The sequence below is a fragment of the Gemmatimonadota bacterium genome (genome assembly GCA_016713785.1).
In the GTDB taxonomy this organism is placed as follows: Bacteria; Gemmatimonadota; Gemmatimonadetes; order Gemmatimonadales; family GWC2-71-9; genus JADJOM01.
Genome location: JADJOM010000003.1, coordinates 1,740,656 through 1,763,338 on the forward strand (window position 1 = coordinate 1,740,656; position 22,683 = coordinate 1,763,338).

Below are 22,683 nucleotides of genomic sequence, written 5' to 3' on the forward strand. Positions count from 1 at the left end.
GCCACGCGTCCCCGGCATGCCAACGCGGGGTCCGGCCATCGGCCGGACCCCGCGTCGCGTCGGGCGCCCGGCGGGTCAGTCCTCGTGCACCCCGAACAGCGCCACCGGCGGCTGCGAGAGCAGTTCCCGCGCCGGCAGGAAGGCCCCGAGCACCGCCACCCCCAGCAGCAGGGTGGCCACCGGCAGCAGCAGCCCCGCCTCCCAGCCCCCCAGCCCGGGCAGCCAGAGCCGGAAGGCCTCCCAGAAGAGCGGTCCCAGCCAGGCACCGAGCAGCACGCCCCCGAGCCCCGCGCCGGCGGCCCGGCGCAGCAGGAGGGCCAGCACCCGCCGCCGTCGCGCCCCCACCGCGCGCCACACCGCGATCTCGCCGGAGAGTGACAGCACCCAGAGCCGGATGAGCGCAAAGGTGCCCACCGTGGCCAGGAGGAGCATGGCCACGCCCAGCCCGGAAAACACCGGCCCGAACCAGCGCAATGGCGCCTGCTCCGCCGCCAGCAGGGCGGCCACCGGCTGCGCCGCGCCGGCCAGCTGCAGCCCCGGGATCGGGGCGAGCGCGGCACGGATGGCGTCATCGAGGCCGGCGGCGTCAGGGACCACCAGGTCGACCGCCTGCGGAGGGTGCTGGAGGATGCTCAGGTACACGGCGTAGTCGGGGCGCTGGCGTGCGCCGAGGCCGCGGGGCGGCGGGTCATCGGCCACCCCGATGACGCGGTACCAGCGGTCGCGGTCGTCGCCCACCATCACGGCCTTGCCCAGCGCCGAGCCGAGGAACTGTTCCCGCGCGAACGCCGCGTTGACGATCGCCACCGGCTCGGCGGCATAGCGATCGGCGGCCGTGAACGCCCGTCCCTCCACCAGCCGCACCCCCATCGCGTCGAAGCTGTCGGCGCTCACGTAGTAGTGCGCTGCCGGCCTGGGCCGGAACCGGTGCGGCCAGCAAGGGCCGCAATCGGCGCGCGCGATGCTCGCCGCCGCGAGCCCGAACAGGGCCCCGGGCTGCACCAGGCTCGGCGCGGTGACGCCCGGGGTCGCGGCCAGGCGGGTCAGCACCGAGTCGAGCGCCGCCCCGCGCCGCGCCAAGTCGCCAGAGGTCATGGTCAGCCGGTAGACCCGGGTCTCCGGGGCGTCGGTGCCGCCCCGGGCCATGAGCGACCGCATGTGGCGGGTCAGGAGCAGGCCGGTGGCGAGCGTGGCCAGGGAGAGACCCAGCAGGAGCGACGGGATCCGGAGCGCGATGCCCGAGTCGGCGGGTTCGGTGATTTCCGGCCGCCGGGCAAAGAAGAGCGGAAAGAGCGCGCCCAGGACGATCAGCGCGAGGGGGACCGCGGCGAACACCGCCGCGGGCAGGAACCCGCCGGCCACCGTCTGCTCGGGCCACGCGGCGACCAGCCGGCGGGCGAGGAGCACCCCGGGCGGCAGGCCCACGGCGACGCCCACCGCGGCGATCGCGGCGCCCTCGAGGAGGAAGCCCCCCAGGAGCATCCGGCGCGAGGCCCCGACGGCGCGCCGGACCGCCACCTCCCGCTCGCGCTGGGCCATCCGGGCCGCCGCCAGGGCGATGAGCGCCAGGGCCGCGACCCCGACCACCAGGCCGGCCGCTCCGAACAGCGCCCCGAACAACCCGTCCACCGCCTGCTGGCGCAGCGCGTTCGGCGGGGTGACCGGGGAGTTCCAGGCCAGGCCCTCGAGCGGCGCCCGGGACGGGTCGACCACCAGCCGGCCCCGGGCCAGCGCCACCGGGAGCCCCGCCCCGAGCGCGACCGCCAGCGCCGCGGCCAGCAGCAGCGCGGTGCGGCGGTAGGCCCGGAGCAGGGCCAGCGCGGTGGCGCCCACCGCTCAGTTCCCGAAGTTCACGGGCGGCGGCGCGTCGGTGCCGTCCTTGGCCTCGAAGTAGGGCTTGGGGCCGCTGGCGCCGAACAGCTTGGCGGTGAGGTTGTAGGGGAAGGAGCGGATGAAGCTGTTGTAGCCGTTCACCGCGTCGTTGTAATCCTGCCGCGCGGTGGCGATCCGGTTCTCCGTCCCGGTCAGCTCGTCCTGCAGGGCGCGGAAGTTGGCGTCCGCCTTGAGCTGGGGGTAGGACTCCACGATCGCCAGCAGCCGGCCCAGCGGCGCGTTCATGGCCTGGTTGGCGGCCGCCATGTCCTCGAGGTTGCCGCCCTGCAGCGAGGTGTTGAGCCGCGCCCGGGCGTTGGCCACCTCGGTGAAGATCGACTCCTCGTGCTGGGCGTAGCCCTTCACGGTGGCGACGAGGTTGGGGATGAGGTCCGCACGGCGTTGCAGCTGGGCCTGGATCTGCCCCTGCGCCTTGCCCACCGATTCATCCATGGTCTGGATCCGGTTGTACCCGCACCCACTCGCGGTGAGGGCGAGGGCCCCGATGAGGAGCACCCGAAGCGACCGCGTCATTGGCGTTCTCCGATCTGAAAGTGGTCCACGAAACCCGCCGCCGTCTCCACGGCGGCGAGGTACCCGCGAAGATCCTCCGGGCTGCATGCCCAGCCCTCCTGCCCCCGGCGGGTGACGATGCGCGCCACCGCCGGCCCCGCGAAGCCCGCCACCCGGCCCGCCTGGTTCACCAGCTCCACCGGATCGCCCGGCGGGGTCTGGCCGGCGAGCACCAGCAGCCCGCGACAGAGCAGCAGGATCGCCGGGATGCTCTGCCGCACCACGTCGCCGAGGGCCGGCGCGTCATCCCCCAGGAGCGCGTACACCTGCCGTAGCCGCAGCAGCTTGCCCCGGAACTCGCGCTCCAGCGCCTGGCGCAGGTCCGCCGGGCGCACCTCCAGGCCGGCCAGCGGATCGGTGCCCCGGAGCACCCGGTAGCCGGTGCGCATCTCGGCGATCTCGAGAGGGTAGGCGTCGGCCGCGCGGCCCCACTCCGCCCCGGTGAGCAGCAGCGGTACCGAGCGGGCCTCGACCTTCCACCAGCGGAGCAGCGGCCGGAGCGCCTCGAGGGTGGCGGTGGGAAGCGCCGGCAGCACCAGCAGGAGGTTCACGTCGGAGAAGCCCGGGACGTGCTGGCCGCGCGCGGCGGACCCGTGCAGCACCACGCTCGCGTCGTCGAGTCCCAGCCGGTCGAAGTCGGCGAGGAACCGGTCGAGGAGAGGCTGTACCTGCGTCATCTAGAAGCTCCTTCCGGCGCCGCCGCCGCTGAACCCGCCCCCGCCCCCGAATCCCCCGAACCCGCCGCCACCCCCGCCACCGAAGCCGCCCCCGCCACCCCAGCCCCCACCCCAGCTGCCGCCACCGCCGCCCCAGCCGATGCTGGTGCCGCCGTAGCGCGGGCGCCGCCCCCCGCGGCCCCCGCGGCCCCCGCCGCTGTTCTGGGCGATGATCGTGAGCACCACGATGATCACGATGACGACCAGGATCCCCGCGAAGGGGCTCTCGGCCTCGCCGCCATTGCCGCCCCGGAAGGGATCGGCGTTCACCAGGGCGGAGTCCGAGACCCCGAACCCCTTGGCCACGGTGGCCGCGATGGCCCGCGCGCCGAGCGCGAGCGCCGGGCCATACTGCTCCTGCTGCAGCGCCGGCACCATGAGGTCGGTGATCCGCCCGGCGATGGCGTCGGTGATGATGCCCTCGATGCCGCGCCCCGTGGCGATCCACAGCCGGCCGGTGCCCGGCTGGTGGTTCTGCTGCGGCACCAGCAGCAGCACGATCCCGGCGTTCTTGGCCGAGTCGCCCGCCTCGCCCTGGGCGCCGACGCCCCAGCTCCGCCCGATGGCCAGCGCCACGTCGGACGGCGCCGCGTCCCCGATCGTCGGCAGGGTCACCACCGCCAGCTCGGCCCCCGTGGCCGAGCGCAGCCGCTCCGCCCAGTCCGCGATCTCCACGGCCTCCCCGCCCCCCACGATCCCGGCCACGTCGGTGAGGTAGCCGGCGGGGCGGGCGGGAAACAGCGCGGCGAGCCGCTCGCCCTGTGCGGCAAGCAGCGCCGGGACGAGTTGTAGGAGCCCGAGCAGGCAGGTAGCTTTCCGCGTCCATTGCCGGAGTGCGCCGCCCGTGTCCCCTCGTGCGATTGTCCTGCTCCTCGGCCTGGCCGCCTGCGGCGGCCGCGAGGTCCAGCTCGAAGTGGCCATTCCCGGTCCTGATTCCGTGGACGCCCCCGTGGCGCACCTGGGATTCGTGGCCCTGCCGTACGATCGTGACAGCGTGCTCGCCCTCCTTGAAGCGGCCCACCCGCGGCCGAGCGCGATTACGCGCCAGCTCGACAGCCTGTTTCAGCTCTACCGCGCCCCGTTCATGACCTACGCCAGCGCCGCCTACCACGCGCAGCGTGAGCAGGCGCGGCTGGCCCAGCTCAAGGCCCGGCTCGATACCCTGTCGCGCGAGGGTCCCGCCTACGACTCGCTCTACCGCGCCTTCGCGGCCGGCTCCGACAGCCTGGCCCCGCTGCTCCGCCGCCGGGACGCCGCCCAGCAGAAGCTCGCGGTGGCCCGCAACGACTACGGCCCCGCTATCGACAGCTTGCGCGGCCAGATGGGCCGCTGGAAAGATAGCGCCTACCGGGCGTACGACAGCCTCACCAAGTCGCTCGGCACCGGCCTGGGCCGCGAGCCCTTCGGCGACAGCACCGGCGCCGACGGCCGGGCCACGCTGCGCCTCTCCAGCGGCGACTGGTGGGTCTACGCCCGCTCCTGGGATACCTGGGACCCCAACAGCGAGTGGTACTGGAATGTGAAGGTCACCGGGGAGCGCCTGGTGCTCGATCGCGCCAGCGGCCGGCGGGTACCGCGGTACTAGGCGGCTCGGCGGCTCGGCGGCTCGGCGGCTCGGCGGCTCGGAACTACAGCAAGGGAGAACCCGTGGGCGTCTCGCGCAAGTCCATCACCCTCACCGCCTGCGCCGTGGGACTGGCCACCGTCCTCGGCTGGCAGGCGTGGACCGGGGCGCCCGGCGCCCGGCCCGCCGCCTACCGCCAGGGGGATCCGCTGATCACCCAGCGGACCCGCGGCGCGGCCAGCGCGCCCATCACCATCTACGAACTCTCCGACTTCCAGTGCCCCTTCTGCCGCCGGCAGGCGGTGGAGACCTTCCCGGCCATCGAGCGCGAGTACATCACCACGGGCAAGGTCCGCTGGATCTTCCTCAACTTCCCGCTCACCCAGATCCACCCCAACGCCCTCGCGGCCTCGGAATTCGCCATGTGTGCCGCCAAGCTCGACAAGTTCTGGCCGGCGCACGACCTCCTCTTCACCTACCAGGGCAAGTGGGCGCCGCTCAAGGACCCGGTGCCGTTCCTGCTCTCCCTGGCCGACAGCGCCGCCATCCCCAGGGACGACATCCTCCCCTGCCTGCAGAACGGCGAGATGCGCGCGCTGGTCCAGGCGGAGGCGGAGGGGGCGGCCAAGTCGGGGGTGGAGAGCACGCCGACGGTGTACATCGAGGGGGCGGGCCTGCTCCGCGGCGCCATGCCGTTTGCGGTCTACAAGCAGGTGCTCGACTCGCTCTACACCGAGCGCGCCGGCACCCGCTAGGGCACGGGACCGCGCGGCCTAGAAACCGCCGCGCAGGGTCAGGAACACGTCGTACAGCGCGTGGGTCCAGGCGGCGATGCCGAAGCCCCGCGCCAGGAACAGCCCCGAGAGCAGCAGGCCGGCCACCAGCCGGAAGGTGAACGAGCGGAGTTCCAGCGTGTCGCCCAGCGGCCCGATGTAGTGGAAGGCCGAGAAGATCGCGGCGCCCACCACCGTGGCGAACACGCCGGCCACCCAGGGACGCCACCCGAAGCCCGCCAGCGCGAGCCGGGCCAGCAGCCCCACCAGCACCACCCGGAACAGCAGCTCCTCGTAGATGCCGGCGCCCAGCGACACCACCAGCTCCGTCGGCAGTCCCAGGTCCTTCCCCTGCACCAGCGCGAGGGCCGCCGGGCCGCGCAGCAGCAGCCCGGTGAGGAGGCTCGTGATCCCGCCGAAGCAGGCGGCGTACAGGGCGGATTCCGCGAACATGCCGAGGAACCAGCCCCCGGCCGGGGCGCCGCTCTTGCGCCAGTCGCGGATCACCAGGACCAGCCCCGTCCCCAGCACCACCGCGGCGAACAGCGTCAGCCCGTGCTGCCCGCCGAGCAGCAGGAAGAGGCTCTTGAGCAGCACGTCGGCGCCGTTGCGGATGCCGCTGTCGGCCGTCACCAGCCGGGCCAGCAGCTCGTAGAGGGCCAGCAGCGGCAGCGCGAACAGCAGGCTGTAGCGGGGTGCGCGGGTGTCGCGCCAGTAGGAGGCCATGGCCGTATCGTAAGCGGGCGGAGCGGCCGGCCGGAAGGGGGCGGCGAGGATGGCGGAAAGCGGTGAGGGCGGAGCATCGGCTCCGCCCTCACGGGTGCATCGGACTCGAGGCGATCCCGGGGGATCTGCGGCCGGGCATGCCCGGCCCACCAGGAATCAGCAGCTCACCAGGCGATCGCTTGCCCTGTTCGAGCCATGGATGCAACTGTCACTAGACAATGGATCACCTCCTCTCAACGGGTGAAACATCGGGCGGACGATGCAACCTAGGAAACACGCGGCGCGCACGCAAGACGGGCCCGCCCCGCCGTGACGCCGTTACCATACCGTCTTGCGATCCGCGCGGTCGCGTCCCTGGCGCCCCTCGCCGCGCGCTGGTCGCCCAAGCTCGCCGCCGGCCTCGCGGGCCGACGGGAGGGCGCGGACCGCCTCGCGCGCTGGAGCGCCGAGCACCGCGACCCCGCCCGCCCGCTCCTGCTGGTGCATGGCGCCTCCGCGGGCGAGCTGCGCCAGGTGGAGCCGGTGGTGCTCCGCCTCCGCGCCCGCCACCCCGGCTGGCAGCTCGCCGTCACCTGCTTCAGCCCCTCGGGCCTGCTGGTGGCCGCGGCGCTCGGTGCCGACCAGAGCGGCCTGCTCCCCTGGGACACGCCGCGCGACGTCAGCGCCCTGCTCGACCAGCTGCGCCCCACCGCCATCGTCCTGTCCCGCGCCGAGCTGTGGCCGGAGCTCCTCGACTCGGCGGCGGCCCGGGGCATCCGCCTTGGCCTGCTCGCGGCGACGATTCCGCCGTGGAGCCGACGGCTCCGCTGGCCGGCGCGCCCCCTGCTGACCCGGGCGCTGCGGTCGCTCGACGCCGTCGGCGCCATCACCGCGGACGACGCCGCGCGGCTCCGTGCCCTCGGCGCCCGGGACGAGGCCCTCGTGGTCACCGGCGACCCCCGCGCCGACGCGGTGCTCGAACGCCTGGAACGCGGCCCGGCACCCCGCCCGGAGCCCTGCACCCTCGTGGCGGGTTCCACCTGGCCCGAGGACGAAGCCGTGCTCCTCACCGCCTTCCGCTCGGTGCGCGAGCTGCAGCCGGCGGCCCGGCTCCTCCTTGTGCCCCATGAGCCGACGCCCGGCCACCTGGCCGGCCTGCGGGCACGTGCCCGTGCCGCCGGCCTCGGTGAGGTGCCCGCGTTCGGTCCCGCCGATGCGGCGGCGCCGGTGCGCGTGGTGGAGAGTGTCGGGGGCCTGGCCCTGCTGTACGGGTTGGGCCGGATCGCCTACGTCGGGGGCGGGCTCGGCGGGGCCGGGCTGCACTCCGTGCTGGAGCCGGCGGCGGCGGGCGTGCCGATCCTGGTGGGCGCCGAAGGCCGCCGCAGCCCCGATGCCGTCCGGCTCAACGAGGTCGGCGCCCTGGAGTGGCTGCCCCGGCGCCGCACCGCGGCGGTCCTCGAGGCGTGGTGGGCCACCTGGCTCACCGACCCGGAGTGGTGCCGCCGCGCGGGCGCCAGCGCCCGCGAGTGCGTGGCCACGGGCCGTGGCGCCGCCGACCGCTCGGCGGCCCTGGTGGAACGGTTGATGGGGGATGCGACGCGGGGCGGGCCGGAGGCCCGCCCCTGACGGCCTCGGTGGGAGCCGGCGCTACTTCGTGACGACGACGCCCTCGACCGTGACCGACCGCGGCACGATGAGGCCGAGCGTGAGCCCGGTGATCAGGATGTCGCTCAGCCGGCTGCGTACCCGGACCCGCACGTCGGCCACTTCCTGCCCGCCGGCCAGCTGGGCCGCGAGCGCCTTCTTGAGCGAGGGCTCGGAGAACTTGACCGCGCCCCACAGCCCGTACACCGCGTGACTGGTGACGCTGAACGAATCGCCGACCGCCGGGGTGCTGGCCGAGCTGGCCAGCGTCGCGGGCACGCCGAGCCGGGTGGCGTCGAGCGTCATCGAGCAGCCGGACCACAACAGCGCCGCCGCGAGGAGCGGCACGATCCTGAGCCGGGCGCGCATCAGAGGCCCGGGACCTTGATCGAGTAGTTGACGCCGGCGCTGAGCACCGAGGGATTCACGCTGTTCCCCGCCCAGGTCCGGTCATACGCCAGCCCGAAGCCCAGCCCGCCGAGCAGGCTGAAGTCCACGCCGCCGCTGAGGCCGAAGTTGGATTCGGTGTCGCTGTTGATGCCGGTCCCGCTCACCCGGAAGACGTCGAGCCGGGGCGCGATCCACGGCTTGATGGCCAGCGCGGGGTTCGGGATCTTGAGCGCGATGCCGAGGCTGATCGGCGCGTGCACGCCCTTCACGCCGCTGTTGCTGCTGTACTCGGCGCCGCCCTGCAGGGTCACCGAGAGCGGGATCAGCGGGCCGCCGAACACCTTGAGGCTCAGGTAGCCGCCGACCGCCGTCTGGGCGTCGGCGGGGCCCTTGGGATTCCAGCGGGACGCCACGGCGCTCACCCCGAGGGGGCCGAGCCCGAGCGCGCCCCGGGCGCCGAACGCGGTGCCCTTGCCGTAATCGGCGTCCGGGAAGCCGATCTCGGCGCCGATCGTGAGCCCGCCGGTGACGCCGGCGTTGCGGACCGGCAGCCCGGTCACCTGGGCCGCGACGGGCCGCGCCAGGACGAGGATCGCCCCGAGCAGGGCGAGAGATCGGACAGCGTTACGCAGCATGACACCTCCAGGACGGCCGTGGTGGAAAAGCGCCGCAAGCTACCGTCCCGCATGGGGATAAGTCAATTGCACCGGTCCAGAAGGGAACGAGGGGCCCCCCCGGTCGGGGGAGCCCCTCGCGTCACCTGCGGCCGACGGCCGAGCCGTCTACCGATGCCAGGCGGCGCCGATGGCGATGCCCTCGAGGTCGCCGAGGGAGCCGCTCACCCGGATGTCGAAGGTCTTGGTAAGGGCGATATCGACCCCGAGGCCGATGCCGAACTGCACGTCATCGAGCAGCTCGCCGAAGGTCGGGGCCACCACCGGGTTCACGTACGGGGTGAAGCTGATGTTCGACTCCTCGAGCAGCACCTGGCGGCCGACCGTGACGCCGACCGGGATCAGGAAGCCGGTCTTGCCGTCGGAGATGAGGGTGCCGAACCCGCCGGTGAGCGCGGCGTCGAGCGGGAAGTCCCGGGTGTGGCGCGCGATCGGGGCGCGGGCATCGACGCCCAGCGCGAAGACGCTCTTGCCGTTGCCCTTGGTGTCGAGGTAGCCGAGCCCGAAGCCGAAGTCGAACTTCTTGCGCGCCATGCGGTACTCGCCCTGCAGCCCGACGCTGAACGCCTCGCCCGGGTCGGAGATGTAGGCCCCGAGCTCGGTGTGCTTGAACGAGGTGTACGGGCTCTTCATGACGGGGGTGGCGAGGGTCTGGGCCTCGACGGCCGTCGTGCCGAGCGCGGCGAGCAGGACCGCACTGAAGATCATCCGACGCATGCGTTACTCTCCTTTGACCTGTTCCGCGACCACGCGGACGGTGTTGTTGACCGCCTGAAGGAACCCACCCTGCACCCGGAACCGGTGGATGGTCTCACCGGCCTTGACCACCAGCGGGCCGCGCCCGAGCAGCGTCATGAACGGCGCATGCCGGGGCAGGATGCCGACCTGGCCGTCGTAGGCCGGCGCCGTCACCGCGTCGGCCTCGCCGTCGAAGATGGCGGACTCGGGCGAGATCACCGTGACCCGCATCACGCGCTCGCCAGCTTCTTGGCCTTCTCGACCGCTTCTTCGATCCCGCCGACCATGTAGAACGCCTGCTCCGGCAGGTCGTCGAACTCGCCGGAAAGCACCCGCTCGAAGCTCTCGATGGTGTCGGCCAGCTTGACGTACTTGCCCTCGAAGCCGGTGAACTGCTGGGCCACGAAGAAGGGCTGGGACAGGAAGCGCTGGATGCGGCGGGCCCGGGCCACGACCAGCTTGTCGTCCTCGGAGAGCTCGTCCATGCCGAGGATGGCGATGATGTCCTGCAGGCTCTTGTACTTCTGCAGGGTGCGCTGCACGCCGATGGCCACGTTGTAGTGCCGCTCGCCGATGTACTGCGGGTCGAGGATGCGGCTGGAGCTGTCGAGCGGATCGACCGCGGGGTAGATGCCGAGTTCCGAGATGGCGCGGGAGAGCACCACCGTGGCGTCGAGGTGCGCGAACGCGGTGGCCGGCGCGGGGTCGGTCAGGTCGTCGGCGGGCACGTAGATGGCCTGCACCGAGGTGATCGAGCCCTTCTTGGTCGAGGTGATGCGCTCCTGCAGGTCGCCCATCTCGGTGGCCAGGGTGGGCTGGTAGCCCACGGCGGAGGGCATCCGGCCGAGCAGCGCGGAGACCTCGGAGCCGGCCTGGGTGAAGCGGAAGATGTTGTCGACGAACAGCAGCACGTCCTGGCCCTCGACGTCGCGGAAGTACTCGGCGACGGTCAGGCCCGACAGCCCCACCCGCAGCCGGGCGCCCGGCGGCTCGTTCATCTGGCCGTAGATGAGGGCGCAGCTCTTGATGACGCCGCTCTCCTCCATCTCGAGGTAGAGGTCGTTGCCCTCGCGGGTGCGCTCGCCCACGCCGCAGAATACCGACTTGCCGCCGTGGCCCTTGGCCACGTTGTTGATCAGCTCCATGATCACGACCGTCTTGCCCACGCCGGCGCCGCCGAAGAGGCCGATCTTGCCGCCCTTCACGAACGGCGCGATCAGGTCGATGACCTTGATGCCGGTCTCGAAGATCGTGGTCTTGGGCTCGAGGTCGACGAACTTCGGGGTCTCGCGGTGGATCGGCCAGCGCTCGTTGGAGGCCGGGATCGGGGCGCCGCCGTCGACCGGCTCGCCCAGCACGTTGAGGATGCGCCCCAGCGCCGCGCTGCCCACCGGCACCGAGATCGCCGCGCCGGTGTCGGTCACGGACATGCCGCGGACCACGCCGTCGGTGGTCGACATCGCCACCGCCCGGACTTGGTTCTGCCCGATGTGCTGCTGCACCTCGGCCGTCAGCCGGATCGGGAGCGGACCGCTCGCGTCCTCGATGACCAGCGCGTTGTAGATCTCGGGCAGGTGGGCGGGCTCGAACTCGACGTCGAGCACCGGGCCGATCACCTGGACTACCTTGCCAACGTTCTTCATGGTCGCCGTCGCCATTGTCGCATCGATCCTTATCGAGGTCGCCTGTTGCCGCGCACGGGCGTGCGCGCGTCCCAGCCTGCTGCCGCTCCCGTCGCTCCCGACTACCCCTCCAGCGCCGCCGCCCCGCCCACGATCTCCGCGATCTCCTGCGTGATCGCGGCCTGCCGCTGGCGGTTGTAGGTGCGCTTGAGGATCTCGTAGATGTCGCCGGCGTTGTCGGTGGCGTTCTTCATCGCCGTCCGCCGGGCGCCGTGTTCCGCCGCCGCCGTCTCCACCAGCCCGCGGTACACCTGGTTGCGGACGTAGAGCGGCAGCAGCTCGGCGAGGATCTGGTCGGCGCCGGGCTTGAGGATGTAATCGGCCCGGACCCCGCCCTTCTGCGCCGCCGGGGTGCTCACCGGGAGCACGCCCAGGGTGGTGGGCGGCGTGGAGATGGGCGACACGAACCGGGCGTACACCACGTCCACGCTGGCCAGCCGCCCCGCCTCGTAGTCCGCGATCAGCGGGGCCACCAGCTCCACCGCGTGCTGGGCGGTCGGCTTGTCGCCGATGTCCATGCGCTGGGTGGCCATGGCCCGGCCGATGTACTTGAAGAACCCGATGGCCTTGCGGCCCACCAGGTGCAGCTCGACCTCGTAGCCCTGCGCCTCCAGCGCCGCCACCCGCTTGCGGGCTTCCTTGATCAGGTTGGCGTTGAACCCGCCGCAGAGGCCGCGGTTGCTGGTCACCAGCAGCACCGCCGCCCGCCGGGGACCGCCCTTGGCCGGCGGCGCCGGGCGCCGCAGCAGCGGGAACCGTTCGGCCAGCTCCGGGGTGACCAGGTCCGCGATGACCTCGGCCAGCGCCGCCGCGTACGGCCGCGCGGCCACCACCCGGTCCTGGGCCCGCTTGAGCTTGGACGTGGACACCAGCTCCATCGTCCGCGTGATCTTCCGCGTGTTCTGGACCGAGCGCATCCGCCCGCGGAGCGCCTTCGAGGCCTTCGCCATTACTCGGCCTTGAACATCGGCTTGAACGCCGCGATCGCGGCCTTGAGCCGGGCCGTGAGGTCGTCGTCCAGCGCCTTCTTGGTCCGGAGCCCCTCGAGGATGCCGGCGTGCGCCGACTCGAGGTAGCTGATGAAATCCGCCTCCCACTTGCGGATGTGCTTCACGTCCACGTCGTCGAGGAAGCCGTTGACCACCGTGTAGATGATCGCCACCTGCTTCTCGACCGGCACCGGCGCGTACTGCGGCTGCTTGAGGACCTCCACCGTGCGCGCGCCGCGGGCCAGCTGCCGCTGGGTCGCGGCGTCGAGTTCGGAGCCGAACTGGGCGAACGCCTCGAGCTCGCGGTACTGCGCCAGCGAGAGCCGCAGCGGGCCGGCCACCTGCTTCATCGCCTTGATCTGGGCGTTGCCGCCCACCCGGCTCACGCTGATGCCCGCGTCCACCGCCGGCCGCACGTTCGAGTAGAACAGGTCGGTGGTGAGGAAGATCTGCCCATCGGTGATCGAGATGACGTTGGTCGGGATGTACGCCGAGACGTCGCCGGCCTGGGTCTCGATGATCGGGAGCGCGGTGAGCGAGCCGCCCGGCGTCTTGATGCGGCCGTCCAGCTTCACCACGTTCGGGTCCTCGGAGATCTTGGCCGCCCGCTCCAGCAGCCGGCTGTGCAGGTAGAACACGTCGCCCGGGTAGGCCTCGCGCCCCGGCGGGCGGCGCAGGATCAGCGACAGCTGGCGGTACGCCGCGGCCTGCTTGGAGAGGTCGTCGTACACGCAGAGGGTGGCCTTCCCCTCCTCGTACATGAAGTACTCGGCGATCGCGCAGCCGGAGTAGGGGGCGATGTACTGCAGCGGCGCCGGGTCGGAGGCGCTGGCCACGACCACGATGGTGTACTCCATCGCGCCGTGCTCCTTGAGCTTCTCCACCACCGTGGCCACCGTCGAGCGCTTCTGGCCGATCGCCACGTACACGCAGACGACGCCGGTGCCCTTCTGGTTGATGATCGTGTCGACCGCGATGGCGGTCTTGCCGGTGCCGCGGTCGCCGATGATCAGCTCCCGCTGGCCGCGCCCGATCGGGATCATGGCGTCGATCGCCTTGATGCCCGTCTGCAGCGGCTCCTTCACCGGCTGCCGCACGATGATGCCCGGCGCCACCATCTCCACCGCCCGCGCCCCCTTGGCCGCGATCGGGCCCCGGCCGTCCACCGGCTGCCCCAGCGCATTCACCACCCGGCCCAGCATCCCCGGCCCCACCGGCACCTCGAGCAGGCGGCCGGTGCAGCGCACCTCGTCGCCTTCCTTGAGCTTCAGGTAGTCGCCCAGCACCACCGCGCCGACGTTGTCCGCCTCGAGGTTGAGCGCCATCCCCGTCACCGTGTCGCCGGTCTCGGTCGCGGTGAACTCCAGCATCTCCCCGGCCACCGCCTTGGTCAGGCCGTAGATGCGGGCCACGCCGTCGCGCACCTCGAGCACCGTGCCGACTTCATTGACGTCGACCGACGCCAGGTCGGCCTTCTCGATCTCCCGGAGCAGCACATCCTTGAGCTCGCCCGGACGGAGTACGGATTCGGTCGCCATATCACTCGGGGTTGTAGATGATGAAGGTTCCGGCCTAGCTTGTGAAAACTATCACAAGGTCGCGCTCCAAGCAACCGTCCGGCTGTACTATACTCGGCCATGGGCCACCCGATCCACACCTCCGCTCGCCTCCACCTGCTCCGGCTGGGGACGGCCCTCCCCCGCCTGTGGCACCGCCTTGGCCTGGGCGAGACCGCCCTGGTCGTGCTCGTCTCGGCCGCCACCGGCCTGCTGGCCGGTGGCGCCATCGTCGGGTTCTACCGCCTCCTGGCCCTCGCCGCCGACCTCGCCGCCGCCGTCACCACCCGGCTCCCCCTCGCCGACTACGCCGTCCAGGCGGGGATCGTGCTGCTGGGCCTGACCCTCGCCCGCCTGCTGGTCCGGTATGGGGCCCACGACTCGCCGGGCGAGAACGTCCCCGACCTCATGCGTGTCGTGGCCCGCGGCGACGGCGACCTGCCCGAGCGACCCATCCTCGCCAAGACGGTGGCCTCCGCCATCATCCTCGGTACCGGGGGCTCGATCGGGGCCGAGGGACCGGTGGCCGTCCTGGGCGCCGGCACCGCCAGCACCTGGGGACGGTGGCTCGGCCTGGGGCCGGAACGGCTCCGGCTCCTGGTCGGCTGCGGGGCCGCCGCCGGCATCAGCGGCGCATTCGGGGCACCGATCGCGGGGCTGTTCTTTGCCACCGAGAAGATCCTGGGCGGCCTGGCCCCCACGAGCCTCACCCCGGTGATTGTTGCCAGCGCCACGGCGGCGGCCGTCTCGCACAACTTCATGCCCCCGGGACACGCCCTCATCGGGGTGCCGGCGGGCCTCGGCACGGGGCTGCTCCCCGCCCTCTGGCTGAGTGCCCTGGTCGGCATCGGCGGCGGCGCCCTCGGCGCCGGCTATTCCCGCATCATCTGGGGCTGTCGGGACGCCCTGCGCCGCATGCCGATGGCGCTCCGGCTGCTGCTCGCCGCCGGCGCCGTGGCCGGTGCCTACGCGCTGTTCGGCAGCGATCGCCTCGGGGTCGGCGCATTTGCCCTCACGCCACTCGCGGGGCATGCGGCGGGCTGGCTCCTGCTCGCGGCCCTGACCAAGATGATCATCACGGGGCTGTGCGTGGCCGCGGCGGAGGTGGGTGGGCTCTTCGCCCCGGCGCTGGTCACCGGCGGCCTGGCCGGGGCCGCGCTGGGCCAGCTGGCCATCGCCTCCGGCCTGGCCCCGGCCGGTTCCCTGCCGGCGTTCGCCCTCCTCGGCATGGCGGCGCTGGTGGCCGGCAGCGCGCACGCCCCGCTCACCGCGATCTTCATCGTGCTCGAACTCTCCGGTGACTGGGGCCTGATCCTTCCCCTGTTGCTCTCGGCGGCCCTGGCCCTGGTGGTGGCGCGCGGCCTGAACCCGGAATCGGTGTACACGGAGTGGCTGGCACGGCGCGGGGTGCACATTGCCCACGGGACCGACGAGGGACTGCTGTCACGCCTTCGGGTGGCTGAAGCGATGAGCCGGGACGCGACCGTCCTGCTGGACACGCTGCCCGCCGGGCTGGCGCTGGCGCAGGTGGAGGGCAGCAGCCAGCTCGAGTTTCCGCTGGTCGACGCCCGGGGCCATCTCACCGGGATGCTCACGGTGGTGGACTGGCGCCGCGCGAGCCGCCGCCCCCAGGAGGAACTCGCCGGACCCATCGCCACGGTGGCCAGCCCCGCGGGCTCCAGCGTGGTGCCCGCCGACACCCTGCTGACCACGCTCCGGCGGCTCTCCGAGGGGAGTGCGGCCCTGCTGCCGGTGGTGGATCCCGCCACCGGGGTGGTGCTGGGCGCGATCGGGCGGCGGGAGGTGTTCGCGGCGTACGAGCGGGCCCGCGCCTGAGGGCAGGCTACACCCGGCTCCGGGTCTTGCCCCGGGCAAAGCTGGCCAGCACGCCCCGGGGCCCCAGGGGGGCCAGGCCCCGGCTCGCCACCCCCGCGATCCGCCGCGCGGTGGCGGAGAGGTGGCTCGGGGTGGCAAAGCGGAGGATCCGGGCCACGGTGGCCACGTCGTACCCCGGATTGCGGAGCAGGTCCGCCGCGCAGGCGATCCGCGTCAGGTCGATCACCCGCTTGAGGTTCGGCGCACCGCCGGCGCCGAACTGCCGCGACAGGTGCTCCCGCGAGCAGCCCAGCGTCCGGGCGATCTCCGCGGTGCGCAGCGGCTGGTCCACCCGGGCCAGCAGCGCCTGCCAGACCTGCTGCTGCAGGGTCTCCGTCAGGCGCAGCACCCGCACCGCGTCACGCAGCGCCACCTCCCGCTCCGCGGCCGCCGAGTGCCGGACCACGAGGTCGCCGGCCACCGCGTTGTCCACCCCATCCACCAGGACCAGGCGCACGTCGCCCTCCGCCAGCCGGAGCAGCAGCGGCGCGTCGTCGGGCCGGAAGGGGGCGAACGCGATCCACGGCACCTGGGGAAACGCCGTGCGGAGCGGGGCGAGGTCGGCCGGCGGCGTGGCCACCGGCGAGAAGATCACCGCGTCCACGAGGCGGGTGGCGAAGAGCTGGCGCAGCTGGGGGACGGTGCGGCACGCCGTCACCGTCCAGGGCGAGGCGGGCGGGAGGCTCCGGCGCAGCGCCTGGGCGGCTTCCGCGCCGCCGGTGAGCGCGGCGACGACCGGCATCAGCTGCCCGCGGTGGCCGGCGGCGCGGGCGGGGCGGCGTCGGCGGGCCGCCGGGGCCGGCCCTGCCCCATGGCCACCAGGGTCCGGGCCATCTCCCCGGCGCGCTTGAGCACGCCGCGCGCGTTGTCATACGACAGCTGCTCCAGCGCGGCCTCGAGCTCCAGCCACCGGAAGTCGGTGATCCCCTCGTCCTGCTGCGGGACCACGTCGGCGGCGGCGCTCTCGAACAGGAAGAAGTGGCAGTACTTGTGGATGTACCGGCCGCGGAAGCGGAAGTGCCAGTCGATGATCCGGATCGGGCCGAGCATCACCAGGTCGCTGAGGCCGGTCTCCTCCGCGGTCTCGCGGAAGGCGGCCTCGGCCGGCGACTCCTCGCCCTCGAGGTGTCCCTTGGGAAAGCCCCAGTGTTCGTAGGGGTCGCGGATCAGGAGGAACCGGGCGCTGGTATCGGGCTGGCGGCGGAAGACGATGCCGCCGGCGGAGACCTCGCGTTCCGGCTTGCGCTTGGGCTTGGCCACTAGAACACCGAGAACTTGAAGTACTTCCGGGGATTCATCTGGATGTCGGCGATGAGCCGCCGCATTTCCTGCATGGTCTCGATCGTCTCGTTGTAGAGGGCCGGGTCCTTGGCCAGCAGGCCGATGGTCCCCTGCCCCGACTGGATCCCGGTCAGGATGGAGTCGGCCGCCAGCAGGGTCCGCACCAGGCTCGCCTCCTGGCCCCGCGCGGTGGCGAGCAGGGCGCGGAGGTCCTGCGACGCGGCGCGGAGGTCACCGGAGCCGCTCCGGGCGTTGTCGAGGATCTCCTGCAGCTGGTGGTCGGCGGTGGCCGAGTCCACCCGGGCCAGGGTGTTCTCCAGGTGGCCGGAGGCGCTGAGCACGGCGTCGGAGGTGCGCTCGACGTTGCTGGTGACCTGGTTGAGCCGCCCCGTCTGGCTCTCGGTGAAGCGCACCAGCTTGTCGGCGATCTCGCCGAAGTCGCGGATGCTCCGCCGCAGCTCCGCCACCGCGCTCGAGTCGAAGGTCTCCTGCACCCGCGCGGCCACGGCGGCGATATCGGTGGCGATGCGGCCGGCCTGGGCGGTGAGCTGCCCCACGTCGGGGAGGGTGGCCCCGGGCCAGCGGTCGCCGCCGGGCCGCGCGGTCTCGGCCAGCATGATCCGGACGTTCGGGTCGTCCTGGGGCTGGTCCCGGGAGATGATCGTGGCGCCCCATTCACCGAAGAGGCTCTGCGAAGCCGCGATCACCGCGGGCTTGGCCGGCAGCTCCACGCCCAGGTACACCTTGAGGTCGGCCTCCACGAACTGGTCGGCCAGCCGGATCGCCTCCACCCGCCCCACGCGCACGCCGCGGTAGGTGACCGGCGCGCCGGGGGTGAGGCCGCCCACGGTGCGGAACCGCGCCACGTGCAGCGACTCCCGCTGCCCGATGTCCGACTCCGACAGCCACAGCGCCCCGCCCACCACCACGAGCAGCGTGACGAGGAGCACCAGCCCGACGAGGAACTCGTTCCGCCCCTTCATGCGCCCGCCACCGCCGGCAGCAGCCGGTCCGGGTCGGAGGGACGCCCCTCGATGAAGTTCCGCACCACCGGGTCGTCGGTGTGGCGGATCTCCTCGATGGTCCCGACCTGCCGGATCCGGCCCTGGTAGAGCATCGCGATGCGGTCTCCAACGGTGTAGGCGCTGCGCATGTCGTGGGTGACCACCACGCTGGTCACGCCCAGCTCCTGCCGGGCGCGGACCATCAGCTCGTCGATCACGGCGCTGGTCACGGGATCGAGGCCGGTGGTGGGTTCATCGTAGAGAATGTAGCGCGGCCTGAGCGCGATCGCCCGGGCAATGCCGACCCGCTTGCGCATGCCGCCCGAGAGCTCCGCCGGGAACCGCTCCTCCGCCCCGGGCAGGTCCACCAGCCGCAGGCTCTCCCGCACCCGGGTGGCCACCTCGTCGGGGCCGAGGCCGCGCCGCGTGAGCCCCATCCGGATGTTGTCCGCGACGGTCATGGAGTCGAACAGCGCCGCGAACTGGAAGACGTAGCCCACCTGGCCCCGGAGGGCCGAGAGCGCCTCCGCGCCCAGCTGGTGCACCACCGCGCCGTCCACCTCCACCTGGCCCTGGTCGGGCGCCAGCAGCCCGACGATGTGCTTCAGCGCCACGCTCTTGCCGGTGCCGGAGAAGCCGATGATCACCGTGGTCTGGCCGTCGGGAATGTCGAGCGTCATCCCCTCCAGCACCACCTTGGCCCCGAAGGCCTTGTGCACGTCGGTGAAGCGGATCATGGCCGGCTCACAGCAGCACCAGCGCCCAGAAGGCGTCGAGCACCAGGATCGCCTCGCACCCGATGACCACGGCCCGGGTGGTGTTGCGGCCCACCCCCTCCGCCCCGCCGCGGGTGGCCAGCCCCATCAGGCAGCCGGCCAGCGTCACCGCCGCGCCGAAGCTCGCCGCCTTGATCAGGCCGAACCAGATGTCCTTGAAACGGTAGAAGAGGCGGAGCCCCTTCACGAACTCGAGGGTGGAGAGGTCGAGCAGGTTGATGGCCGTGATCCACCCCGCCGTGACCCCGAGCGCCACCGCCAGCGCGGTGACCACCGGGAACATCAGCATGCCCGCCACCACGCGGGGGACCACCAGGTAGCTGTTGGGGTTGTAGGCCAGGGTCTCGAGCGCGTCGACCTGCTCGGTGACCCGCATGGTCCCGACTTCGGCGGCGATGTTGGCGCCGACCCGGCCGGCGAGGGCCAGCCCGGTGAGCACCGGGCCGAGCTCCATCATGATGGTCTTCCCCACCAGCGCGCCCACGAAGTAGAGGGGGACGGCGCCGGTGAAGATGTACTTGGAGAGGAGCGACAGGACGATGCCGGTGAAGGTCGCGATGAACAGGGCGATGGGCACGGAGTCCACGCCGAGGCGCCGCATCTGGGGCAGCACGTGGGGTGCCCAGGTCCGGACGTCGGCGACCGCATGCGCGCTGTCGATGCCCCACCGGCCCACCCGGGCCACCCAGGGGGCACGCGAGGAAGAGGCCTGATTCACGCCGGCTAAGGTAGGAGCGGGAGCCGCGATGCGTAAGGGGACGCGCGGGTCGGTACGGCGGAGGGGCGGGACCGGAACGGCCCCGCCCCGGCAGGCCGCAGGCCTAGGCCGCGAAGCTGGCCAGCGCCTTGCCCACGTCACCCTCGCGCAGCCGCTTGAGGGCACGGTCGCGCAGCTGGCGGACCCGCTCGCGGGTGACGCCAAGCATCCCGCCGATCTCCTCGAGGGTGTGCTCGCGGCCGCCGTCGAGGCCGAAGTACAGCCGCAGCACCTTGGCATCGCGCGACGGGAGGGTGTTGAGCGCGTTCTCGATCTCGTCGGTGAGGAACCGGTCCATCGCCTGCTCCTCGGCGTCGGACTGGTCGTCGGCGATGAAGCGCTCGATGAGGGAGCGGTCGCCATCGGGGTCGAGGGGCGCGTCGAGCCGCACGTCGCTGGTGTTGAGCGCGGCCAGCGACTGCACCACCTCCAGCGAGAGCCCGGTGGACTTGGCGATCTCCTCGGGGGTCGGCTCCCGGCGGAGCTCCTGCCGGAGCGCCTCGGCGGTGCGCACGATGCGCGAGAGGTCGGCGGTGCGGTTGAGGGGCACCCGCACGGTGCGGCCCTGGCGCGCCAGCGAGGCCAGGATGGCCTGCCGGATCCACCAGACCGCGTAGGAGATGAACTTGACCCCCTGGTCGGGATCGAACTTCCGCGCGGCGGTCAGCAGCCCGACGTTGCCCTCGCCGATCAGGTCGGTGAGCGGGAGGCCGCGGTTCTGGTACTTCTTGGCCACCGAGATGACGAAGCGGAGGTTGCGCTTGACCAGCTCCTGCATGGCCTCGGGGTCGCCCTCGCGCACCAGCCGGGCGATGGCGATCTCCTGGGGCGTGGTGAGCAGCGGCGTCTGGCTCACCTCGTAGAGGTACTGGTCCAGGATGTCGCGGTCGGCATCGTAGACGCCGAGCGTCTTCGAGGTCTCCCGCTTGCCCCGGCGCGGCTTCTTGGTGGGCTGGTTGTTCACCAGGATCTGCTGCACCGGGGTGAGCTTGCGCTCGCGCACCGGGGCGGGCTCGGCCGCGGCCTCCTTGGCCTTGCGGGGCTTGGCGGCGGCCTTGACCGGCTTGGCGGCCTTGGCTTTCTCTGGCTTGGCGCTGGACCCGTTCTTCTTCTTCACCGCGAAGACCCCTCCGACCCCACGAAAGTAGGCCCGCTCGCTTGACATGCCCGGCGGCAGCCGAGTAGCTTGTCGTGCTCCCGATCCGGGGGCCAGCGGGCGCGCAAATATAATGGGGGCGTAGCTCAGTTGGGAGAGCGCGTGAATGGCATTCACGAGGTCAGGGGTTCGATCCCCCTCGCCTCCACTCTGCGCCCCGCTGGCCCCGGATCGGTGCTCCCCCTCCCTCGCCCATCATCGGCGGCCGGAGCGGGAAGCATGACCAGGGTGGTTGCGTAGAAGCGATCCGGTCGATAAACTCCGGCGCTCTGCGGGAATAGCTCAGTTGGTAGAGCACAACCTTGCCAAGGTTGGGGTCGCGGGTTCGAGTCCCGTTTCCCGCTCTGTACACTGCCGAGGCATGCCTTGGCTCGCACACGCAGGAATCCGTCGCGGGGTGGAGCAGTCTGGTAGCTCGCCGGGCTCATAACCCGGAGGTCGTGGGTTCAAATCCCACCCCCGCTATTCGCAGTCAGCGTTGTAGGGGCGAGGCTCCGCCTCGCCCCTCCGCGTTTCGGGCGGTTAGCTCAGTTGGTTAGAGCGCCACGTTGACATCGTGGAGGTCACAAGTTCGAGTCTTGTACCGCCCATCGGGCCCTTAGCTCAATTGGATAGAGCATTTGACTACGGATCAAAAGGTTGGGGGTTCGAGTCCCTCAGGGCCCGTGTAAGCGCCAGGATGGTCCGTGGCGCTCCTCTGCAGGCTGGAGGAAGCGGGGCGTAGCGCAGCCCGGTTAGCGCGCCTGCTTCGGGAGCAGGAGGTCCCGGGTTCAAATCCCGGCGCCCCGATGGAAATGCACAAGGCCCCGCCCAGTCGGCGGGGCCTTTGCCCGGCCCCGGCGCTACGGCGCGGAGGGCTGCGGGTCGGCGGGAGCGACCGGGGCCGGCGGCTCCAGGCGGTACTCCGCCCGCCAGGCCCCCTCATCAAGGTACGCGATGTCCGGTGCCCCCAGCCGGGGCCAGCGCGCCAGGTCCCGGTCGCTGACCGAGACCAGGCCGTTGAAGTGCCCCATCGCCCCGGGGAGCGGCTGGCCGGTCGGGTTGTGGTACTGCGCCACGATCCGGTAGCGGTGATTGGCCCGCAGCCGGAGGCCATCGCCCACGATGCCGTACAGCTTCACCGGCATCGCCCGGATCCGGCCCGCGGCATCGAGGTCGGTCCGCACCCGGGTGAGCACCCGACCGGTCTCGGCGTCCTCCAGCCGCAGCTCCTGTCCCCAGTCGTGCAGGTGCCCGGTGGCCCCGATCAGCCGCACCGACACGGGCAGCCGGAACTCACGGGTGATCTGGTGATCCCCCGGCGGGATGGTGAAGGTGTTGGGCCGCCCCTTCATGTCGGCCACGTCGAGCGAAAGCGGCAGCACCAGGGTGGGCCGCGGCACCAGGTTCTCCGGGGAGTAGCGGATCCGGAGCGTCATCCAGACCGCCTCGATGTCGCGTGGCGTCTCGTTGTGCCACATGATGTTGAGGCGAAGCCGGGTCCCGGCCGCCAGCGGCAGCCCGATGGTGTTGGGGAGCATGATGTTCGGCGTCTCGCGCCCCACCGCCATCATCTTTTCCTGCATCGGCAGCAGCAACTGGCGCCGGTCCTGGTTGATGATCTGCAGGTGGTGCAGCACCCGCTGCGACACCTTCTTCCCCTCGGCGTCGCGCAGTTCCATCCGGAACCCCCGGCCGGTGCCCCCGACCGGCCACGCGAACTTGTAGTTGAACTGCGGCATCTGGGCCTCGTCGTGCCCGGCGTGCGCATGGCCGCCCGCGCCCCCCGGCGCCATCGACGGCAGCACGAACGGCCCGATCGTCAGCACCACGTCGTGATGGGCGGAATCGACGGCCACGCTGAACGCCGCCTCCAGCACCTCGTCCTGGGCGGTGAGGGCCTGGGGCGGCGTGACGAGCAGCAGCCCCAGCGCGGCGAGGAACCACACCGGCTGGCGTGTCATGAGGTTCTCACGATG

The 22,683-nt window shown here is 72.3% G+C and carries 23 protein-coding genes and 6 tRNA genes; 10 read left to right on the top strand and 19 right to left on the bottom strand.

Annotated features, from left to right (window positions below; translation table 11 throughout):
- Positions 1-75 precede the first annotated feature (75 nt).
- Genes IPJ95_15915 through IPJ95_15930 form a run of 4 tightly spaced genes read right to left on the bottom strand, consistent with a single transcriptional unit; the run spans position 76 to position 3,866 of the window.
- Positions 76-1,833, bottom strand: coding sequence for an ABC transporter permease (locus IPJ95_15915; GenBank protein MBK7925088.1), 1,758 nt, complete (start codon positions 1,831-1,833; stop codon positions 76-78).
- 3 nt (positions 1,834-1,836) lie between these two features.
- Entirely contained in the window at positions 1,837-2,406 is a 570-nt protein-coding gene (locus IPJ95_15920) for a LemA family protein (protein MBK7925089.1), read from the bottom strand.
- Positions 2,403-3,122, bottom strand: coding sequence for a nucleotidyltransferase domain-containing protein (locus tag IPJ95_15925; GenBank protein ID MBK7925090.1), 720 nt, complete (start codon positions 3,120-3,122; stop codon positions 2,403-2,405). Before IPJ95_15925 ends, IPJ95_15920 begins: the two co-directional genes overlap by 4 nt.
- Entirely contained in the window at positions 3,123-3,866 is a 744-nt protein-coding gene (locus IPJ95_15930; protein MBK7925091.1) for a TPM domain-containing protein, read from the bottom strand.
- A 139-nt stretch (positions 3,867-4,005) separates the two neighbouring features.
- Here IPJ95_15930 and IPJ95_15935 point away from each other — a divergent pair, with 139 nt between their 5' ends.
- Complete coding sequence (locus IPJ95_15935; protein MBK7925092.1) at positions 4,006-4,746, top strand: hypothetical protein; 741 nt, start codon at positions 4,006-4,008, stop codon at positions 4,744-4,746.
- A gap of 62 nt (positions 4,747-4,808) precedes the next feature.
- Positions 4,809-5,480 carry a DsbA family protein gene (locus IPJ95_15940; GenBank protein ID MBK7925093.1) on the top strand — a complete coding sequence of 224 codons (672 nt, stop codon included), beginning with the start codon at positions 4,809-4,811 and terminating at the stop codon, positions 5,478-5,480.
- Positions 5,481-5,498: 18 nt separating this feature from the next.
- Here the strand turns inward: IPJ95_15940 and IPJ95_15945 are convergent, their stop codons facing one another.
- Complete coding sequence (locus tag IPJ95_15945; protein MBK7925094.1) at positions 5,499-6,224, bottom strand: CPBP family intramembrane metalloprotease; 726 nt, start codon at positions 6,222-6,224, stop codon at positions 5,499-5,501.
- Positions 6,225-6,533: 309 nt separating this feature from the next.
- Here IPJ95_15945 and IPJ95_15950 point away from each other — a divergent pair, with 309 nt between their 5' ends.
- Positions 6,534-7,829 (top strand): hypothetical protein, encoded by a 1,296-nt coding sequence (locus tag IPJ95_15950; protein ID MBK7925095.1) that lies wholly within the window; start codon positions 6,534-6,536, stop codon positions 7,827-7,829.
- A gap of 21 nt (positions 7,830-7,850) precedes the next feature.
- Here IPJ95_15950 and IPJ95_15955 read toward each other — a convergent pair whose 3' ends face one another.
- From IPJ95_15955 to IPJ95_15985, 7 genes are all read right to left on the bottom strand, one after another.
- The gene (locus tag IPJ95_15955; protein MBK7925096.1) at positions 7,851-8,216 is read right to left on the bottom strand and encodes a hypothetical protein; all 366 of its coding nucleotides are present in this window, start codon (positions 8,214-8,216) and stop codon (positions 7,851-7,853) included.
- Positions 8,216-8,872, bottom strand: a complete 657-nt coding sequence (locus IPJ95_15960) for a hypothetical protein (GenBank protein MBK7925097.1) — start codon at positions 8,870-8,872, stop codon at positions 8,216-8,218. The genes IPJ95_15955 and IPJ95_15960 overlap by 1 nt, the downstream gene beginning before the upstream one ends.
- Positions 8,873-9,019: 147 nt before the next feature.
- Positions 9,020-9,628: a hypothetical protein gene (locus tag IPJ95_15965; protein ID MBK7925098.1), complete on the bottom strand. Its 609-nt coding sequence runs from the start codon at positions 9,626-9,628 to the stop codon at positions 9,020-9,022.
- Positions 9,629-9,631: 3 nt separating this feature from the next.
- Positions 9,632-9,880 (bottom strand): F0F1 ATP synthase subunit epsilon, encoded by a 249-nt coding sequence (locus IPJ95_15970; GenBank protein MBK7925099.1) that lies wholly within the window; start codon positions 9,878-9,880, stop codon positions 9,632-9,634.
- The gene (atpD, locus tag IPJ95_15975) at positions 9,880-11,292 is read right to left on the bottom strand and encodes a F0F1 ATP synthase subunit beta (protein MBK7925100.1); all 1,413 of its coding nucleotides are present in this window, start codon (positions 11,290-11,292) and stop codon (positions 9,880-9,882) included. Before atpD ends, IPJ95_15970 begins: the two co-directional genes overlap by 1 nt.
- A gap of 101 nt (positions 11,293-11,393) precedes the next feature.
- Entirely contained in the window at positions 11,394-12,281 is an 888-nt protein-coding gene (gene atpG, locus IPJ95_15980) for an ATP synthase F1 subunit gamma (protein ID MBK7925101.1), read from the bottom strand.
- Positions 12,281-13,858, bottom strand: coding sequence for a F0F1 ATP synthase subunit alpha (locus IPJ95_15985; GenBank protein ID MBK7925102.1), 1,578 nt, complete (start codon positions 13,856-13,858; stop codon positions 12,281-12,283). Before IPJ95_15985 ends, atpG begins: the two co-directional genes overlap by 1 nt.
- 99 nt (positions 13,859-13,957) lie before the next feature.
- Here IPJ95_15985 and IPJ95_15990 point away from each other — a divergent pair, with 99 nt between their 5' ends.
- A complete protein-coding gene (locus tag IPJ95_15990; protein MBK7925103.1) occupies positions 13,958-15,712 on the top strand; it encodes a chloride channel protein in 1,755 nt (584 codons plus the stop codon).
- Positions 15,713-15,719: 7 nt separating this feature from the next.
- Here the strand turns inward: IPJ95_15990 and IPJ95_15995 are convergent, their stop codons facing one another.
- The 6 genes from IPJ95_15995 to IPJ95_16020 all read right to left on the bottom strand — a co-directional run bounded on the left by IPJ95_15995 (position 15,720) and on the right by IPJ95_16020 (position 20,533).
- Positions 15,720-16,493, bottom strand: a complete 774-nt coding sequence (locus IPJ95_15995) for a helix-turn-helix transcriptional regulator (protein ID MBK7925104.1) — start codon at positions 16,491-16,493, stop codon at positions 15,720-15,722.
- Entirely contained in the window at positions 16,493-17,011 is a 519-nt protein-coding gene (locus IPJ95_16000) for an NUDIX hydrolase (protein MBK7925105.1), read from the bottom strand. Before IPJ95_16000 ends, IPJ95_15995 begins: the two co-directional genes overlap by 1 nt.
- Positions 17,011-18,015: an MCE family protein gene (locus IPJ95_16005; protein ID MBK7925106.1), complete on the bottom strand. Its 1,005-nt coding sequence runs from the start codon at positions 18,013-18,015 to the stop codon at positions 17,011-17,013. The genes IPJ95_16000 and IPJ95_16005 overlap by 1 nt, the downstream gene beginning before the upstream one ends.
- On the bottom strand, positions 18,012-18,773 hold the full coding sequence (locus IPJ95_16010) for an ATP-binding cassette domain-containing protein (GenBank protein MBK7925107.1): 762 nt from the start codon (positions 18,771-18,773) through the stop codon (positions 18,012-18,014). The genes IPJ95_16005 and IPJ95_16010 overlap by 4 nt, the downstream gene beginning before the upstream one ends.
- A gap of 7 nt (positions 18,774-18,780) precedes the next feature.
- Positions 18,781-19,530 carry an ABC transporter permease gene (locus tag IPJ95_16015; protein MBK7925108.1) on the bottom strand — a complete coding sequence of 250 codons (750 nt, stop codon included), beginning with the start codon at positions 19,528-19,530 and terminating at the stop codon, positions 18,781-18,783.
- Between the two features lie 103 nt (positions 19,531-19,633).
- Complete coding sequence (locus IPJ95_16020; GenBank protein ID MBK7925109.1) at positions 19,634-20,533, bottom strand: RNA polymerase sigma factor RpoD/SigA; 900 nt, start codon at positions 20,531-20,533, stop codon at positions 19,634-19,636.
- Positions 20,534-20,800: 267 nt separating this feature from the next.
- Between IPJ95_16020 and IPJ95_16025 the strand changes: the two genes are divergently transcribed.
- The 6 genes from IPJ95_16025 (at position 20,801) to IPJ95_16050 (ending at position 21,514) form a co-directional block, all read left to right on the top strand.
- Positions 20,801-20,873: transfer RNA gene (locus IPJ95_16025), tRNA-Ala, on the top strand.
- A 123-nt stretch (positions 20,874-20,996) separates the two neighbouring features.
- Positions 20,997-21,069 (top strand) — tRNA-Gly (locus tag IPJ95_16030).
- A 47-nt stretch (positions 21,070-21,116) separates the two neighbouring features.
- Positions 21,117-21,190 (top strand) — tRNA-Met (locus IPJ95_16035).
- A gap of 51 nt (positions 21,191-21,241) precedes the next feature.
- Positions 21,242-21,315: transfer RNA gene (locus IPJ95_16040), tRNA-Val, on the top strand.
- Positions 21,316-21,317: 2 nt separating this feature from the next.
- Positions 21,318-21,391 (top strand) — tRNA-Arg (locus IPJ95_16045).
- 48 nt (positions 21,392-21,439) lie between these two features.
- Positions 21,440-21,514: transfer RNA gene (locus IPJ95_16050), tRNA-Pro, on the top strand.
- A 53-nt stretch (positions 21,515-21,567) separates the two neighbouring features.
- Here IPJ95_16050 and IPJ95_16055 read toward each other — a convergent pair.
- A complete protein-coding gene (locus IPJ95_16055; GenBank protein MBK7925110.1) occupies positions 21,568-22,668 on the bottom strand; it encodes a hypothetical protein in 1,101 nt (366 codons plus the stop codon).
- Positions 22,669-22,683 lie beyond the last annotated feature (15 nt).

What these genes read in the sequence shown, in the direction of transcription:
- IPJ95_15990 (MBK7925103.1), top strand. Translation starts at nt 13,958, where the DNA reads ATGGGCCACCCGATCCACACCTCCGCTCGCCTCCACCTGCTCCGGCTG.
- IPJ95_15970 (MBK7925099.1), bottom strand. Translation starts at nt 9,880, where the DNA reads ATGCGGGTCACGGTGATCTCGCCCGAGTCCGCCATCTTCGACGGCGAG.
- IPJ95_16055 (MBK7925110.1), bottom strand. Translation starts at nt 22,668, where the DNA reads ATGACACGCCAGCCGGTGTGGTTCCTCGCCGCGCTGGGGCTGCTGCTC.
- IPJ95_15985 (MBK7925102.1), bottom strand. Translation starts at nt 13,858, where the DNA reads ATGGCGACCGAATCCGTACTCCGTCCGGGCGAGCTCAAGGATGTGCTG.
- IPJ95_15920 (MBK7925089.1), bottom strand. Translation starts at nt 2,406, where the DNA reads ATGACGCGGTCGCTTCGGGTGCTCCTCATCGGGGCCCTCGCCCTCACC.
- IPJ95_15965 (MBK7925098.1), bottom strand. Translation starts at nt 9,628, where the DNA reads ATGCGTCGGATGATCTTCAGTGCGGTCCTGCTCGCCGCGCTCGGCACG.
- IPJ95_16005 (MBK7925106.1), bottom strand. Translation starts at nt 18,015, where the DNA reads ATGAAGGGGCGGAACGAGTTCCTCGTCGGGCTGGTGCTCCTCGTCACG.
- atpG (MBK7925101.1), bottom strand. Translation starts at nt 12,281, where the DNA reads ATGGCGAAGGCCTCGAAGGCGCTCCGCGGGCGGATGCGCTCGGTCCAG.
- IPJ95_15945 (MBK7925094.1), bottom strand. Translation starts at nt 6,224, where the DNA reads ATGGCCTCCTACTGGCGCGACACCCGCGCACCCCGCTACAGCCTGCTG.
- IPJ95_15955 (MBK7925096.1), bottom strand. Translation starts at nt 8,216, where the DNA reads ATGCGCGCCCGGCTCAGGATCGTGCCGCTCCTCGCGGCGGCGCTGTTG.
- IPJ95_15960 (MBK7925097.1), bottom strand. Translation starts at nt 8,872, where the DNA reads ATGCTGCGTAACGCTGTCCGATCTCTCGCCCTGCTCGGGGCGATCCTC.
- atpD (MBK7925100.1), bottom strand. Translation starts at nt 11,292, where the DNA reads ATGAAGAACGTTGGCAAGGTAGTCCAGGTGATCGGCCCGGTGCTCGAC.
- IPJ95_16010 (MBK7925107.1), bottom strand. Translation starts at nt 18,773, where the DNA reads ATGATCCGCTTCACCGACGTGCACAAGGCCTTCGGGGCCAAGGTGGTG.
- IPJ95_15925 (MBK7925090.1), bottom strand. Translation starts at nt 3,122, where the DNA reads ATGACGCAGGTACAGCCTCTCCTCGACCGGTTCCTCGCCGACTTCGAC.
- IPJ95_15995 (MBK7925104.1), bottom strand. Translation starts at nt 16,493, where the DNA reads ATGCCGGTCGTCGCCGCGCTCACCGGCGGCGCGGAAGCCGCCCAGGCG.